Raw genomic sequence first — 15,476 nt, forward strand, 5'->3', positions numbered from 1 at the left:
ACAAGTGCGGCTACGAGCACGGCTACGAGTGCGGCGCCCGGCGCGGCGACGAGCCGCTACCTGGCCGCCATGCGGACCCGGGGCCCGCTGACCATCGACTGGGCCGCCGCTCCGACCCGCCACAAGCGCTACCCGGCCGCCGAACGCGTCCGCCTCCCCTGGACAGGGTCCGGGCTCGGGCTGCTGGGCGAGCTGCTGCGGGACCTGCTCGGGCTGACGCGCATCGTCTGGTCCCACCACCTCGGCGACGGCGGCGAGCCTCTGGGACGTCCCCCGATGCTGCTCGCCGGCCGGCCCGCACCATCGGGCGGCGGCCTCTACCCGATCGAGGCGTACGTGGCCGCGCGCGAGCCGCACCTGCCCGCCGCCCTGTACCACTACGACCCGGTGCACCACGTGCTGGAGCGCGTCCGCGGCGGCGACCACGTCCCGGCGCTGACCGGCCTGCTCGCGGGCGGCCCTCAGGCGGATGCGGTGATCGTGCTGTCCGCGGTGTTCTGGCGGTCGATGTTCAAGTACGGCGACTTCGGCTACCGCCTGATCTGCCAGGAGACCGGGGTGCTCATCGCGCAGGCGCTGGCCGTGGGGGAGCGGCTGGGGCTGACCGGCGAGGCGCACCTGCGGTTCGCGGACGGCCAGGTGGACCGGCTGCTCGGCCTCGACAGCACCCGCGAAGCGACCCTCGCCGCCCTCACCCTCACCCTCCCGCCCACGAACCCCCCCCCCCCGCCCCCCCCCCCGCCCCCCGCCTCGCAGGAGCAGCCGACCACCTCCCCACAGCCGACCACCTCCTCGCAGGCGACCGCCTCCCCGCAGCCGACCGCCTCCCCGCAGCCGACCGCCTCTCCGCAGCCGACCGCCTCTCCGCAGCCGACCGCCTCTCCGCAGCCGACCGCCTCTCCGCAGGCGACCGCCTCCCGCGCCCCTGGGCCGCCGTCGCCGTCGCCGTCACCGTCGCCTGATGAGCTGATGTCGCGGCCGGTGGCGAGCGAGAGCAGGCCCCTTCCCCAGGCCATGCCTTCCGACGGCCTCGCCGCGACCCTGCACCGAGCCTGCGCGCTCGCCTCCGCCGCCCCGCCCGTCCCCGCGAACGGCGCCTCCCCGCACGCTCCCGCAGCCGCCCGCTCATCGGACCGGCCCGCCCCGCCCCGTCCGCCCGTACGAGCGACCCACCCCCTCCCAGCCCTCCGGCCCGTGCCCCACCCGACGGCCGCCGTCGCACGCCGCGCCTCGCCCATCGCCGGCTACCGCCCGGTCCCCCTCCCGGCAGGAGCGCTCGGCGCGGTGCTGGCGGCGGCCTGCGCCGGCTACCCGTCCGACCTGCCCGGCACCAGCGCGGGGCCGGCCGCGACGGCCGTGTGCGTGCTGTGCCTGCGCGTGGACGGCCTGCCGCGCGGCGCCTACTGGTACGACCCGGCCGGCCACACGCTGCACGCGTCGGCCACCTCGATCGACGCCGTGACCACCGGCCCCCTGCTGCCCAACACCCGGGTGGCGCTGCGCGGGGCCGCCGCCGTGCTCATCCCCGTGGGCGACCCCGTCGCCGGCGCGCCCGCGTTCGGCGACCGCTGGTACCGCATGCAGCAGATGGAGACCGGCCTGATCACCCAAAGGGCCGCCCTGGCCGCCACCGCGCTGGGTCTGGCCACCCGCATCCACTCCGACGGCGCGAACGAGACCACCGACGACGTGCTCGGCCTCGCCCGGACCCCCTTGAGGAGCCTGTCCTTCCTGGTGATGGGCACCCCACCGACCGGCGGGCCCCTGGTGACCCGCCCGATCCCCGCCCCCGTCCACCAGGAGGTGATGGACACCCCGACGACAGCGTGACCCGTTCGACGGCTTCGTACCGAAAGAAAAGACAGAAGGAGATGCACATGTCCGCTGAGAACCTGAAGCTCGACCTGCGCGGCCTGGAGATCGACTCGATCGACGTCGTGTCGGCCGACTCCATCGTGGCGGAGGGCCACGGCACCATCGAGACCGGCGCCTCGTCCTCCCCGGGCTACTGCTCGTCGTACCTGACGGCCATGAGCTGCTGGGCTCCGGAGCTGTAGAGCCGGCGTCGGCCCTCCGGTGAGCCCGTCGCGGCCACCGGGATGACGAGCAGGGTCGAGGGCGCCCGTGCCGTGGGCGCCCTCGGCCCCTGACGAACCCTTCCGAGGAGCGCGTTCCATTGACCCAGGTAGCGCACGCCGTCCCCGTCGCGGAGGACGGTGACCGTGTAAGGCTCGCTGATCCCGATTATGCACTGTCGCCCGTCCTGGCCGTCCGCGTCGCGGGGCTGCCGGTGGCCGGGCTCGACCGGATGCGGTGCACCCGCACGTGGCGGCTCGTGGACGAGCTGACCAACGTCACGTCCCGGCTGCGGCGGGAGGGCGCGGAGCTGTCGGATCCGCTGCACGAGGTGATCGGCGGCGTGGCGGCCGGACCGCTGCGGGCCGGGCTGGTGGCGCTGCGGCGCGCGGTGTTCGCGGGGCGGCGGCCCAGCGGGCGGGCCGCGTCCGCCGAGGTGCTGGCCGCCCTGCCCGCGAGCCTGGCCGCCAGGATCGGCGCGTGGACCGCCCTGCGGCGGCGCGCCGACGAGCTGCGCGCGGCGCTCCCGGACGTACTGGCGGAGGAGACGCGCGAGAAGACGGCGGTGCTGCGCGCGGCGGTGTCCGACGCCGGGTTCCGGCACGGGCTCGCCCAGGGCAGCGCCGTGCTGGCCGGCCGCCTCGAAGCCTGGCTCGCCGGGCCCGCCGACCGGCCGCCCGACCGTCAGGAGCTGCTGCGGCTGGCCCGCTACCTGGCCAGGGCCAGCGTCAAGACCAGCCCGTACGCCACGTTCACCCTCAGCGGGCTCGGCCGGTGGGACACGGACGGGCCGGCCGTGCGCACGGGCGGCGAGCCGTCCTGGCAGCTCATGGCCGAGCTCGACCGGGCGGTCCTGCGCCCGCTGTGGGCGGTGCTGACCCGGCACCGGCGGGTACGCGAGCGGGCCCGGCTCCGGGTCAACCCGTCCGCCGCCGACGACGGCGACCGCATCTGGTTCCTCAGCCCCGGGCCCGGCGAACCCCTGTCCTCGGTCCCCGCGACCCCGCAGGTCCGGCAGGCCCTTCAATGGGTACGCCGGCACTCCGACGCCACCCTCGCCGCCGCCCCCGGCATCGAACCCCTGGCCGAGGCGGGGCTCCTGGAATACGTGCCGCCGTACGACGAGCAAGGGCCCGATCCCTTGGGGGAGCTGGCGTCGTGGCTGGCGGCCGGCGGCCCCGCCCCGTACACGCTGGCCGTGACCCGCGCCGCCGAAGCCCTCCAGGCCGAGCCCGGTAACGACGGGAAGACGATGGAGGCGGCACCCGCCGGGATCGCCGCGGCAGCCGGTGGCATCGCTGCGACACCAAGCGGTGTCGCAGCCGAACCCAGCGGGCTCGCTGGGGCGTGCGGCGGCGGCCCGGAGACCGCCGGGATCGTCCGGGCGGCGCTGCGGGAGGTGCTGCCGCCCGGCCCGTCCCTGCCCGACAAGAACCTGCTCTGGCACAGCGCCGTCATCCCCGGCGTCGCCGGACGGCTGAACGCCACCGCCTGGCGCGGCGTCTGCGACGACCTCGACGCGTTGCGCGGGCTGCTCGGCCTGTTCGACCCCGACCTGCCCGTCAAGATCGCCGCAACCGCGTACTTCCTGGACCGGTTCGGCCCCACCAGCCGCCTCCACGCCATGGCCCTGTACCGCGACATCCACAGCGGCACGCCGGGCGCGGGCGGCGCGCTGCTGCGCGCCATGCTGCGCGACCCGGTCGCGGGCACCCGCGCGCTGCCGGACACCGACCCGCCGCCCGGCCTGAGACGCCTCACCGAGCTGCGGCGCGGCTTCTGGGAACGCCTCGGCGCCGGCCCCATCCCGAGCGACGTGATGCCCGGCCTGAGCGACCCGATGCCCGGCCCGAGCGACCCGATGCCCGGCACGGGTGGCGCGATGAGTGGCACAGGCGGCATCCGGCACGGCGCGGCCGACGCGGCGGGCGGCATGGACGGCGCGGAACCCGGTGGCCGCGTGCCCGTGGTGGATCTCACGGCCGCCCGCCTGGCCGCCCTGGCGGAGGATTGGCCGAGCTTCGTCCGGGCGCCCGGCTCGATCTGCTGCTACGTCCAGGCCGTGCCGGACCCCAGCGGCGTGCGCGCCGTCGTCAACTCGGTCTCCGCCGGGTACGGTCGCGGCCTGTCGCGGCTGCACCGGCTCGTCACGCTGGCCGGTGGCGCGGCGCCACCCGTCGCGGACCTGCGGGCGGCGCAGGGCGACGTCATGGTGGCCGAGTGCCGTGGTCTCGTCGGCGGCGGGCTCAACGTCCGGCCCGCCACGGCCGACGTCGCCCTCGACCACCCCTTCACCGCCCCCGACTCGCACCTCCCGCCGGTCACGCCTGCGGAGCTCACCGTCGCCTACGACCGGGAACACGACCGCCTGACCCTGCTCGACCGCGCGGGTCGCCCGGTGCGGCCCGTGCACCTGGGCATGACCGCCCAGTACTGGTTGCCGCCGTGGCTGCAGTTCCTGGTGCGGGTGTTCGGGGAGCCGTCCACGGCGATGGTGCCCGGCTGGGTGTTCCGCACCCGCAGCGAGCCGCCCGCCGAGGGCGCGGTGGAGCGCTGGCCCCGCATGGACATCGGGCGGGTGACGGTCGCGCGGGCGGCGTGGCGGCTGCGGGCCGGGGCGTTCCCGGTGCCGGCCAAGGGGGAGAGCGAGGCCGCCTACCTGCCCAGACTCGCCGAATGGCTGGCCCGGCACGGGGTGCCGCGCCGCTTCTTCGCCCGGGTCGTGGACCTGGGACAGGGCCTACTGGCGGGCCTGCTGAGCAAGGACCGCAAGCCCATGTACGTGGACGTCACCAACCCCCTGCTGCTGACCGGCTTCGTCCGCACGCTTCGCGACCCGGCTGCCCTGCTGGTCCTGGAAGAGGCCCTGCCCGACCCCTCCCAAGCACCCCGGTACGGCGCCGACGCCCGCGTCACCGAGTACGTCATCCAGCTCTCCACCAGGCCGGCATCATGACGGCGGCCCCCACGCACCCGAGCGACGCCGAGAACCACCACCCCGACGCCGCCGCATCCGATGCCCGGCCTCGCCGGCCGGATGTCGCGCCTGACGGTGCCCGGCCTCGCCGGCCGGATGTCGCGCCTGACGGTGTCCGGCCCCGCCGGCGGGACGGCGCGCCTGGCGCCGTCCCGCCTGTCCGGTCGGGTGTCGCCCCGGACACCGCCTGGCTGGACGCCGAGAACCGGTGGGTCAGCGCGCACCTGTTCCACTTCGGCGACCTCGACCCGCTGATCACCGGCGTGGTGGACCCGGTGACGCGGGAGCTGGTGGCCGACGGCACGATCCGCCGCGCCTTCTTCCTGCGCTACTGGGAGGGCGGCCAGCACGTACGCCTGCGCCTGGAAGTGCCCGACCCCGCACGGCAGCAGTGCGTCCGCGACCTGGTACGCGAGCGGGCGGCGGCCCATTTCGCCGGCCACCCGTCCCCGGAGGTGGACCCGGCGGCCTACCGCGCCTTCGCCGCCGCCATGGCCCGGGGCGAGCGCCGCGCCGACTACGACGAGCGGCTGCGCCCGCCCGGCACGGTGGCGTTCATCGGCTACCGGCCCGAGTACGAGGCGTACGGCGACGCCGCCTGCGTGGCCGCCGCCGAACGCCACTTCGCCGTGTCCAGCCGCCTCGCCCTCGACGTGCTGGGCGCCGGCACGGACATGGGCCGCCGCACGGCGATCGGGCTGGCCGCGCTGACCATGGCGATCGCCGCCTGCGAGCCCGACCTCCCCTCCGCCGCCCACCGCCTCGCCACCGCCACCCGCACCCCCGGCCTCCCTCCCGCCACCCACCCTCCGGTCATGGCCGTCCGTGACCCGGTCACACCGACGGCCGAGGCGGTGCCCTCCGGAACAGCGGCTGAGGCGGCGCCTTCCGGGGTGACCGCTGCCATGGAGGAGGACTGGCGGCGGCGCGAGGAGGCGTTGCTCGCCCAGACCCGCAGGCTGTGGGACGCGCCGGAGTCCGCCGGCGGGTTGCTGGCCGCGTGGGCGTCGTCGTTGCGTGCCCTGCGCGACGACCTCGACGCCCTGCACGCCGAGGGCCGCTGTGCTCCTCGCGACTCGGGCTCGCCGCACGCGCCGCTCGCCCTGGCCGCGCCGCCCGAGCGGCGCACCGTGTCGCTGATCCTGATGCGGTGCGTCCACCTGTTCCACAACCGGCTGGGGCTGCGTGCCGGAGCCGAGCAGCACACGACGTTCCTGGCGGGCCGCGCCGTCGCCGGCCTCGCCGACCCCAGGAGGTGGTCCCCCTGACCCGCTCGCCCGCGTCCGAGGCCCCGGCGTGCTCGCCCGCGCCCGACACCCCCGCCTGGCACTGCGTGCACGTCTACTACCACGCGCCCGACAAGGACGCCCTGCTGCTGGACGCCGTGCGGCCGCTGCTCGACGGCCTGCGGGGCGAGGTCGCGGCGGCGTACGTGCTGCGGCACTGGAGGCAGGGCCCGCACCTGCGGATCAACGTCAAGGTGGCGCCGGCCGTGTGGGAGCGGGTGGTGCGCCCGCGCGTGGACGAGGTCGTCGGCGGGTACCTGCGTGAGCATCCCTCGACGGTCGCGCTCGACCCGGACGAGAGCCTGCCCCGGCACCGCCTGCTCGCCATGCGGGAGCAGGAGCGCGGGCCGCTCACGCCCTGGCCGCCGGACAACTCCATCCGCGACGCGCCGTACGACTCCCGCCGGCACGTCCTCGGCACCGACGAGGAGGCGGACCTGCTGGCCGCGTTCTACGCCGACGCCGACCCGCTGCTGTTCGACATGCTGGAGCACGTGCGGGCGGGGCGCGACGGCAAGACCGGGCTGGCGCTGAGTCTCATGCTGACCATCGCGCACACCTCGCAGCGCATCGACCGCAGCTACCTGTCGTTCCGGATGCACGCGGAGGGGTACCTCACGTGGGCGGCCGACCCGGGCGCCGCCCGGGCGTCCTTCGAGCGCACGTTCCGCGAGCGGCGCGCGGCCCTGACGCGGCGGGTCCGGGACGTCGTCGCCTGCCTCGACGACGCCGGTGCCCCGCCTGTGCCGTTCGTACGGGAGTGGGCGGCGCTGCTGGAGCGTTACCGGCCGGAGATCGCGGCGATGATGGAGGACGGGCGGCTGGTCCAGCCGACGATCGAGCCGGGTGAGGCGTTCGCGGCCCGGCCCGGGGAGCCGCGCGCGCCGCAGCGTGAGCCGAGCGAGCTGCAACGCCTCGTCTTCGACAACCCCGCCTACCACGAGGCGATCTTCAGCAGCCCGGCCTTCCGGCGGTACCGGGTGCTGCTCAACTACACGTATCTGCATCTGACGCGGCTCGGGCTCACCCCGCTCGACCGGTTCAGGACGTGCCACCTGCTGGCGGACGCGGTGGAGGAGGTCTACGGGCTGTCGGGGCTGGACTCGCTGCGCCGCTTCGCCTCGGCCGGGGCCGGAGCGACGGCCGATGGGGGCACCCAGCCTGTGACGTGATCCCCGCGAGGGCATGAGCCGAGCCGCCGGGCGTCTCAGGGCGGACGGTCATGCCGTGTCAGGAGTTGGTGGTCAGGGGCAGGCGATCAGGCCGGCGGCGGTGAGGGTCAGGTGCCGGGCCAGGACCTCGGCGGCGGTGTCGGCGTCGCGGGCCAGGGCGACCTCCTCCAGGCGGCGGTGCTCCGCCAGCCCGTCCCGCTCCGGCGTGCGCTGGGCCGACCAGCGGCGGGCGAGCTCGCTGGCCGTCCACAAGCGGTCGAACGTGTCCAGCAGGACGGGGTTGCCGCATCCGTCCAGCAGGGTGCGGTGGAAGACGCGGTGTGCCTCCGACCACGCGCTGCTGTAGTACTCGCCTTCCTCCGGCACGTACACGGGGGTGCGGGCGAGGCGGTGGTGGGTGGCGCGGACGCGGGCCTCCCAGTCGAGGTCGCCGCGCTCGATGGCCAGGCGCAGCATGGCGGGCTCGATCGTGCGGCGGGCCTCGGCGATCTCCTGCCAGCGCCGGTCGGAGAAGTGGGGGACGGCGAAGCCGCGGTTGGGCAGCCGGACCGCGATGCCCTCGCCGACCAGCCGCACCAGGGCTTCGCGTACGACGGCGAGGCTGACCTGGTGCTGCTGGGCCAGCTCCTGCGGCTTGAGCGCGGCCCCAGGAGCGTACTCGCCTCTCATGATCGCCTCGTGGAGGCGGGCGTGGACACGCTCGGAGAGCATTTGCGTCATGTCGCCATCATAGACGATTCGACAAATAATCGATTATTCGTGTTATCGTCGATGTGTCCGCGATCGAAGCGGCATCCCCACATCCGTAGAGGAACGACACGATGAGCGTGAACAACCCCTTCGCCCGCCTTCCCGAGGTGCCCTCCTTCACCGTCACCAGCGCCATGCTGGCCGACGGCGAGCCCTGGCCCGCCGCGCAGCTGTCCGCCGCGCTCCCGGGCGGCGGGGACGTCTCCCCGCACCTGTCGTGGAGCGGCGCGCCCGAGGGCACGAAGAGCTACGCCGTGACGGTGTACGACCCGGACGCGCCGACCGGCTCCGGGTTCTGGCACTGGGCGGTGGCCGACATCCCGGCCGGGGTCACCGAGCTGCCCGAGGGCGCCGGCGACGACACGGGGTCCGGCCTCCCCGCCGGCGCGTACCAACTGCCGAACGACGCCCGGCTGCCGCGCTACATCGGCGCCGCCCCGCCGGCCGGGCACGGCCCGCACCGCTACGTCGTCGTGGTGCACGCCCTCGACGTCGAGCACATCGGCGTCCCGGCCGACGCCACCCCCGCCTATCTCGGCTTCACCATCTCCGGCCACCTCCTGGCCCGAGGGGTCCTGACGGCCACCGCCGAGACCGCGACCGCTGGAGTCGCATGACGGTCACCCCGATCGAGCTGTTCGACGCCGGTATCCACCTGCGCCAAGGCGGCCGCATCCACACCGGAAAGGTCCCCGTGGACTCGGGCCGTGACGGCTGGCAGCTGACGGCGTTCCATGCCAAGACCGGCGCCGACGTGCACGCCGACCACTGGCAGGTCATCACCGAGGCCGAGGAGGTCGTCTCCTGCATCATCGGCAAGATCCGCCTCTACCTGCGCCCCGAACGTCCGGGAGGTCAGGAGGAGGAGATCAGGCTGACGGCAGGCACCGCCGCGATCGTCCCGCGCGGCCGGTGGCGCCGGATCCAGCTCGACATCCCCAGCACGATCATGACGATCACCCTGCCGGGCGGCGCGCGGCTGGAGGAACGCGCTGACCGCGCCCCGAAGGATCGGTGATACTCACATCGATACGGCGAGGCCGGTATCATCGCCTTCATGGCCAGGAGAACGAAGGCGGGCACCCCCGCCCCGGAGGGGCCCGCCGGCGGGCGGGAGCTGACCCGTCAGCGGGTGATCGAGGCCGCGGCCGACCTCCTGGCGCGCGAGGGGCGCGAGGCGGTCACCACCCGCGCGGTCGCGGCGGCGGCCGGGGTGCAACCCCCCGCGATCTACCGGCACTTCGACGACATGGACGGGCTGCTCGACGCCGTGGCCGAGCACGGCTACGCCAGGTTCCTGGAGGCCAAGCGCGCCTTCCCCACCCCGGAAGACCCGGTGGAGGATCTGCGGGCGGGGTGGGACCTCGCGGTGGAGTTCGGGCTGGCCAACCCGGCGCTCTACGCGGTGATGTACGGCGAGCCCCGGCGCGGCACGAGCTCGGCCGCGTTCAGGACCGGCATGGAGATCCTCCACGGGCGGATCCGCCGCCTGGCCGCCGCCGGCCGGCTGCGGGTGGACGAGCGGCTGGCCGCCGCCCTGATCCACGCCACGGCCCGCGGCGCGGTGCTCACCTGGCTGTCGCTGCCCGAGGAGCGTCGCGACCCGGCCCTGCTGAGCGCCATGCGCGAGTCCATGGTCACCGCCGTCACGACCGAACGCCCCGCCGTCCGGGAGCCGGGCCCCGCGGGTGCCGCCCGGGCACTGAGGGCGGCGCTGCCCCAGCAGACCGTGCTCAGCGAGGCCGAGCAGCGGCTCCTCGGCGAATGGCTCGACCGCCTGGCCGCCGGCGGATAGCCGGGCCAGGGGCTTGCACAAGCCCCGCACAAGCCGCCATGAGCGCGGCGTAAGCCCCGGTAAGCCCTGCCGTCACATCAGGTGCTTGCGCAGGGCGCTCTCCAGGGAGATGGGCTCGCGGCCGAGCAACGTGCCCAGCGCCGGATCGACGGCGGCGAACTCCCCGGCGCGCGCGGCCAGGAAGATGTCGATGAGGTGCCGCGCGTACTCGGCGGGCACGCCGTGCTCCGTCAGCTGCCCCTGGAACCGGTCGTCGGGCACGGCGACCCGGGTGACGGCCCGCCCGGTCACCTCACCGGCGACCCGGGCGAGGTCGTCGAAGGTGAACGCCCGCCCCGCCGTGAACGGGGGAGTGGGCCCGTCGAAGCGCCCCTCGTCGGCCAGGACGGCGGCGGCCGCCTCGGCCAGGTCCTCGTGGAAGGTCCAGCTCACCGGCCCGTCGGCGGGCAGCGCGAGCTGGTCGCCGTGCCGGCCCTGGTCGAAGAACCGCAGCGCGCTGGCGGCGTAGAACCCGTTGCGCAACGCGGTGTACGGCACACCGCACCCGCGCAGCGCCTCCTCGGTGGCGGCGTGGTCCCGGCACGCCTGGAAGTGCGAGGAGGCGCTCGCGCCCATGTGGCTGGTGTAGAGGACCCGGCGGGCGCCCGCCGTGACGGCCGCGTCGATGGCGGCGCGGTGCTGCGCCACGGCGTCGGCGCCGAACCGGTCGATCGAGACGACCAGCACCTGGGTGGCGCCCTCGAAGGCGTGGGCGAGCGTGGCGGGGTCGGCGAAGTCGCCGCGCCGCACCCGTACGCCCTGGTCGGCGAACGCCCGCGCCTTGCCGGGGTCGCGCACGCTGACGCCGATCCGGTCGGCGGGAACGCGGGTGAGCAGCCGCTCGACGATCTGGCGCCCGAGCTGTCCGGTGGCACCGGTCACGATGATCATGTACGTACTCCCATGCGTTGGAAACGCCCCAAGAGTACCATTGGAAATATCAATGAAAACATTAAAAGGGTTACATTGATATCGCCCTGCCGTGCCGCCAGTAGCCGAAGAACGCGACGTCTCCCTTGGCCGCGCCCCGCTCGTTCACCAGATGGCGGCGCAGCCCGGTCGCCAGGCGGGACTCGCCGGCGACCCACGTGTAGAACCGCCCATCGGGCAGAGAGGCCCGCTTGACGGTCTCCAGGGCCAGCGCGCCCGGGATGGCGCCGGAGCCGTCCCGGGGCAGCCAGTGGATCCGCGCCCCCTCCGGCGCGGTCACGTCCGTACGGATGTCCGCGCTCGACGGCACCTCCAGGAAGACCTCGGCGACGAGCGAGGCCGGCGCGCTGTCGAGGATCGCCAGGATGGCGGGCAACGCGCTCTCGTCCCCGGCGAGCAGGTGCCAGGCGGCGCCGGCCGGCGGCAGGTAGGAGATGCCCATGTCGAAGATGCCCGCCGGGTCGCCGGGACGGGCCCGCTGCGCCCACGCCGAGGCCGGGCTCGCGTCGCCGTGCAGGACGAACTCGATGTCCACCTCGTTCGCCTCCGGCCGGGCCCGCCGGATCGTGTAGTTGCGCACCCACGGGCGGCGCGACTTCGGCTGCAGGAGCACCTGCGCCATCCACGCCTCGTTCGACAGGGTCGGCATCGTGAGCCCCGGCTGCCCGTCGCGGGGGAAGAACAGCCGTACGGTCTGGTCGAAGCCCGTCGGGCGCAGCCGCTCCAGCTGGGGGCCGCCGAGGGTGACGGTGGTGAAGTGGGGGCTCAGCCGGGTGTTCCTGACGACCTCCAGAGTGATCATGTGCCGGGACTCGGGCATGCGTACCTTCGGCAGCACCGGAAAACGCTCCTTAGAGGTCGAGGACGAGGCGGGCCGAGCGCGAGCGGGACACGCACGCGTACATGCGGCCCGGCGCGGCGCCCACGTCGTCGCGGTGCTCGGGCTCGCCCTCCAGGACGGTCACCTCGCAACTGCCGCAGACCCCCTCCCGGCATCCGGCGGGCACGGGCAGGCCGGCGTGGGTCAGGGCGTTCAGCAGCGACTCGCCGGCGGGCACCGGCACGGTCCGTCCCGACCGGGCGCACACGACGTCGAACGCGGTGTCCGGGCCGAACGTCCTGGGCCGGGGGCGGAACCGCTCGACGTGCAATCGTTCGGCGGGGAAGACGGCCTCGCAGGCGTCCAGCAGGGAGGTGGGGCCGCAGCAGTACACGACGGTCTCCGGATCCAGCCCGGCGGCGAGCGCGGCGAGGTCGGGGCGGCCGTCGTGCCCGGTGGCCACGACCGTCACCCGGTCGCCGTAGGCGGCGCGCAGCTCACCGGCGAACGGCATGGACGCGTACGTGTGCCCCGCGTACACCAGCGAGCAGGACGCGCCCGCGTCGGCGGCGGCCCGCAGCATCGGCAGGATGGCGGTGATGCCGATCCCGCCCGCGAGGAAGAGGTAGGAGGGGGCGGGGACGAGCGGGAAGGTGTTGCGCGGCAGCGACACCTCCAGCGTGCGGCCCGGCCGCAGGTAGCGGTGGATGTAGTCGGAGCCGCCCCGGCTGAGTCGTTCGTGGCGCACCGCGATCCGGTAGCGCTCGCGGTCCCGCGGGTCGCCGCACAGGGAGTACTGCCTGGTCAGCCAGTTGGGCAGGGCGAGGTCGACGTGCGCGCCCGGCTCCCAGGGGGCCAGCGGGCCGTGCGCGCCGCGCAGGATGAGGGCGACGACGTCCTCGGCGGGACGGTCGATGCGGTCGAGGATGGTGAGCTGCATGGTCGTCCGTCCCTGTCAGTACAGCTGCCGGTAGCCCTCTTCGAGGCGTGCCTCGAGGAGCCGCGGATCGATGTCCATCCCGAACTGCGCGGCCGCCACCTCGCCGAGCGACGGCAGCTCGTCGGCGAGCGCCTGGCTGGCCGGGTCCCACAGACGGGAGCGGATGAGCGCCCGGCCGCAGTGGAAGTAGACCTCCTCGACCTCCACGGCGATGGCCAGCTCCGGCTCCCGCGCCTCGGTCTGCATGCGAACGAGCACGTCGGGCTCGTCGGTGGCGTACGCGCGGCCGTTGACGCGCAGGGTCTCCCGCGAGCCGGGGACGAAGAACAGCAGCCCGATCCCGTCGTTCTCGGCGAGGTTGCGGAAGGAGTCGGCGATCCGGTTGCCGGGCCGGTCGGGGATGGCGAGCAGGTGCTCGCCGAGAACCTTCACGAAGCCGGGGTAGTCGCCGCGGGGCGAGCAGTCGGCCCGGCCGGACGCGTCGGCGGTCGCCATCGTCAGGAAGGGCGAGTGGGCGATGAAGCGGCGGGAGTGCTCGTCGATGTGGTCCTGGATCTTGCTCTTGATCATCGCGTCGGGCTCGCCGAGCCTGTCGCGGACCTGTTCCATGGACACCCGGCGCGGCCGCCGCTCGATGAGTGGCGCATTTTGCCTGGTCATGGCACCATTATGAGCAATCATTCAGTTCTTGCGCTACTCGCTTTCTTCGCCCTTCCGCAGGAGGTCACCGGTGTCGAGGGACCCACGGCTTCACCCGCGCAAACAGCCGCGCCAGGTCCGCGCCGAGCTCACGCGCCGGCGCATCCTGGAGGCGGCTGCTCAGGTTTTCACCGAGTACGGCTACGCCGCCGGCACCACCAACCGCATCGCCGAGTACGCGGGCGTGTCGATCGGATCGCTCTATCAGTACTATCCGAACAAGGACGCGATCCTGCTGGAGCTGATGCTCGCCCACCTCGACAGCGGTGAGGAGGAGGCCGCCCGCCGCCAGACGGGGGAGCTGCCGGGCACGGCCGAGGGCCTCATGCGCCTGTTCGTGCAGGCCGCCATCGCCAACCACCTGGAGGACCCGCGGCTGCTGCGCGTCATGGTCGAGCAGGCGCCGCGCTCCCCAGAGCTGCTGCAGCGCGTCTACCAGTTCAAGAACGAGCGCAACGCCCACACCCGCGACCTGCTGCGCCGCTACCCGGAGGTGCGGGTGTCGGACCTCGAGACGGCCGCCCGGATCATCAACGCCACGATCGAGCTGGTCGTCCACCAGGTCGTGGCCGAGCACGAGCCCATCGACCTGCAACGCCTGGAGGACGAGCTCGTCGCGATGTTCACCCGCTACCTGACGGCCTGAACGGCGGGGCTCACGCCCAGGTGACCGCCCAGGCTCAAGTGACCGCCCAGGCCCAGGCGACGGCTCAGGCTCGGGTGATCGTTCAGGCCCAGGTGACCGGCAGCGAGTGCACCCCGAAGATCAGCATCTCGTCGCGCACCGGCACCTGCGCGGCCGGCACCGCCAGGCGCAGGCCCGGCAGGCGGGTGATCAGCTCGCCGAGCCCGATCCGCAGCTCGATCCGGGCGAGCTGCTGCCCGAGGCACTGGTGCACGCCGTGCCCGAAGGCCAGGTGCGGCGTGCGCGCGCGGCGCAGGTCGAGCACGTCGGGGTCGGGCCAGTGGCGCGGGTCCCTGTTGACCTCGGGCGTGGCGATCACCACGGTCGTGCCGGCCGGCAGGTCGACGCCGCCCAGCGTCACCGGCTCCTTGGCGACCCGGCTCACCCCGAGCTGGATGATCGACAGGAATCGCAGCAGCTCCTCCACCGCGTCGCCGATCAGCTCCGGCTCCGCGCGCAGGGCCGCGAGCTGGTCCGGATGCTCCAGCAGGGCGAACGTCCCGAGGCCCAGCATGTTCGCCGTGGTCTCGTGGCCGGCGGTGAGCAGGAGCAGGGCGACGTCCACGAGCTGCGCGTCCGTCAGCGGCGGGTCGGCGTCGTGGACGAGCCCGGACAGCAGGTCGCCGGCCGGGTTCGCGCGCTTGGCCGCCACGAGCCGGCCCATGAACGCGTGCAGCCCGGCGCGGGCCGCCGCCTGCTCCCGCATGGTCGAGCTCGCGCTCAGCCCGACCGCCGTCCGCTCCTGGAACTCCGCGCGGTCGGCGTAGGGGACGCCCAGCAGCTCGCAGATGACCAGCGACGGCAGCGGCAACGCGAACGCGGGCACCAGGTCGGCCGTCCCTCTGCCATCCGCCTTCATCGCCTCGACGTGCTCGACCGCGATCTGCCTGACCCGCGACTCCAGCTCCCGCATCCGCCGCACCGTGAACTGCCCCGTCAGCACCCGCCGCAGCCGGGTGTGCTCCGGCGGGTCCATGAAGACGAAGGCCCCGTCGGTGCGCTCGCCCTCGGGCGGCGCCTGCGGCGGCCGGAGCGAGGTGGCGTCCTGGTGCCGCAGCTTGTCGGCGCTGAAGCGGGGGTCGGCCAGCACCGTACGGGCCTCATCGAACCCCGTCACCAGCCAGGCCCGCGCGCCGTTCAGCAGCTCCACCTCCCGGACCGGGCCGTGCCCCCGCAGGCCGGGCGGCGGGGAGAACGGGTCGCGCCCGCGCTCCACCAGGTCCGCCGGCAGGATCCGCCGCATCGTGGCGGTGCTCACGCCCGCGGGCTCCTCGGTCAGGCTGTCGTCGGTCATCGGCGTCCCGTTC

General features: G+C 74.5%; 15 protein-coding genes. 9 read left to right on the plus strand and 6 right to left on the minus strand.

The window, feature by feature from the left end; all coding sequences use genetic code 11:
* The first annotated feature begins 69 nt into the window (after positions 1-69).
* From HCN51_RS03330 to HCN51_RS03350, 5 genes are all read left to right on the plus strand, one after another.
* Entirely contained in the window at positions 70-1,830 is a 1,761-nt protein-coding gene (locus HCN51_RS03330) for a SagB family peptide dehydrogenase (protein WP_168006642.1), read from the plus strand.
* 47 nt (positions 1,831-1,877) lie between these two features.
* Positions 1,878-2,057 carry a thiopeptide-type bacteriocin gene (locus HCN51_RS03335; RefSeq protein ID WP_080037577.1) on the plus strand — a complete coding sequence of 60 codons (180 nt, stop codon included), beginning with the start codon at positions 1,878-1,880 and terminating at the stop codon, positions 2,055-2,057.
* Positions 2,058-2,176: 119 nt separating this feature from the next.
* Positions 2,177-5,032 carry a lantibiotic dehydratase gene (locus HCN51_RS03340; RefSeq protein WP_168006644.1) on the plus strand — a complete coding sequence of 952 codons (2,856 nt, stop codon included), beginning with the start codon at positions 2,177-2,179 and terminating at the stop codon, positions 5,030-5,032.
* Positions 5,029-6,321: a lantibiotic dehydratase C-terminal domain-containing protein gene (locus HCN51_RS03345; protein ID WP_168006646.1), complete on the plus strand. Its 1,293-nt coding sequence runs from the start codon at positions 5,029-5,031 to the stop codon at positions 6,319-6,321. Before HCN51_RS03340 ends, HCN51_RS03345 begins: the two co-directional genes overlap by 4 nt.
* Positions 6,309-7,511: a thiopeptide maturation pyridine synthase gene (locus tag HCN51_RS03350; RefSeq protein ID WP_168006649.1), complete on the plus strand. Its 1,203-nt coding sequence runs from the start codon at positions 6,309-6,311 to the stop codon at positions 7,509-7,511. The genes HCN51_RS03345 and HCN51_RS03350 overlap by 13 nt, the downstream gene beginning before the upstream one ends.
* 72 nt (positions 7,512-7,583) lie before the next feature.
* Here the strand turns inward: HCN51_RS03350 and HCN51_RS03355 are convergent, their stop codons facing one another.
* Positions 7,584-8,231, minus strand: coding sequence for a GntR family transcriptional regulator (locus HCN51_RS03355; protein WP_206066516.1), 648 nt, complete (start codon positions 8,229-8,231; stop codon positions 7,584-7,586).
* 101 nt (positions 8,232-8,332) lie between these two features.
* Between HCN51_RS03355 and HCN51_RS03360 the strand changes: the two genes are divergently transcribed.
* Genes HCN51_RS03360 through HCN51_RS03370 form a run of 3 tightly spaced genes read left to right on the plus strand, consistent with a single transcriptional unit; the run spans position 8,333 to position 10,056 of the window.
* A complete protein-coding gene (locus HCN51_RS03360) occupies positions 8,333-8,878 on the plus strand; it encodes a YbhB/YbcL family Raf kinase inhibitor-like protein (RefSeq protein ID WP_168006651.1) in 546 nt (181 codons plus the stop codon).
* Positions 8,875-9,279 carry a cupin gene (locus tag HCN51_RS03365; protein ID WP_168006653.1) on the plus strand — a complete coding sequence of 135 codons (405 nt, stop codon included), beginning with the start codon at positions 8,875-8,877 and terminating at the stop codon, positions 9,277-9,279. Before HCN51_RS03360 ends, HCN51_RS03365 begins: the two co-directional genes overlap by 4 nt.
* Before the next feature lie 39 nt (positions 9,280-9,318).
* On the plus strand, positions 9,319-10,056 hold the full coding sequence (locus HCN51_RS03370) for a TetR/AcrR family transcriptional regulator (protein ID WP_168006655.1): 738 nt from the start codon (positions 9,319-9,321) through the stop codon (positions 10,054-10,056).
* Positions 10,057-10,128: 72 nt separating this feature from the next.
* On the opposite strand, the gene HCN51_RS03375 is transcribed toward HCN51_RS03370, so the two are convergent.
* The 4 genes from HCN51_RS03375 to HCN51_RS03390 all read right to left on the minus strand — a co-directional run bounded on the left by HCN51_RS03375 (position 10,129) and on the right by HCN51_RS03390 (position 13,445).
* A complete protein-coding gene (locus HCN51_RS03375; protein WP_168006657.1) occupies positions 10,129-10,986 on the minus strand; it encodes an NmrA family NAD(P)-binding protein in 858 nt (285 codons plus the stop codon).
* 70 nt (positions 10,987-11,056) lie between these two features.
* Positions 11,057-11,863: an SIP domain-containing protein gene (locus HCN51_RS03380; RefSeq protein WP_168006659.1), complete on the minus strand. Its 807-nt coding sequence runs from the start codon at positions 11,861-11,863 to the stop codon at positions 11,057-11,059.
* 13 nt (positions 11,864-11,876) lie between these two features.
* On the minus strand, positions 11,877-12,785 hold the full coding sequence (locus HCN51_RS03385) for a PDR/VanB family oxidoreductase (protein ID WP_168006661.1): 909 nt from the start codon (positions 12,783-12,785) through the stop codon (positions 11,877-11,879).
* 15 nt (positions 12,786-12,800) lie between these two features.
* Positions 12,801-13,445: an MSMEG_1061 family FMN-dependent PPOX-type flavoprotein gene (locus HCN51_RS03390; RefSeq protein ID WP_168006663.1), complete on the minus strand. Its 645-nt coding sequence runs from the start codon at positions 13,443-13,445 to the stop codon at positions 12,801-12,803.
* Positions 13,446-13,515: 70 nt separating this feature from the next.
* On the opposite strand from HCN51_RS03390, the gene HCN51_RS03395 reads away from it, so the two are divergent.
* Positions 13,516-14,130: a TetR family transcriptional regulator gene (locus HCN51_RS03395; RefSeq protein WP_168006665.1), complete on the plus strand. Its 615-nt coding sequence runs from the start codon at positions 13,516-13,518 to the stop codon at positions 14,128-14,130.
* Between the two features lie 82 nt (positions 14,131-14,212).
* Here HCN51_RS03395 and HCN51_RS03400 read toward each other — a convergent pair whose 3' ends face one another.
* Positions 14,213-15,463 (minus strand): cytochrome P450, encoded by a 1,251-nt coding sequence (locus tag HCN51_RS03400; RefSeq protein ID WP_240972388.1) that lies wholly within the window; start codon positions 15,461-15,463, stop codon positions 14,213-14,215.
* Between the last annotated feature and the right edge of the window lie 13 nt (positions 15,464-15,476).

Source organism: Nonomuraea composti, assembly GCF_012034275.1.
In the GTDB taxonomy this organism is placed as follows: domain Bacteria; phylum Actinomycetota; class Actinomycetes; order Streptosporangiales; family Streptosporangiaceae; genus Nonomuraea; species Nonomuraea composti.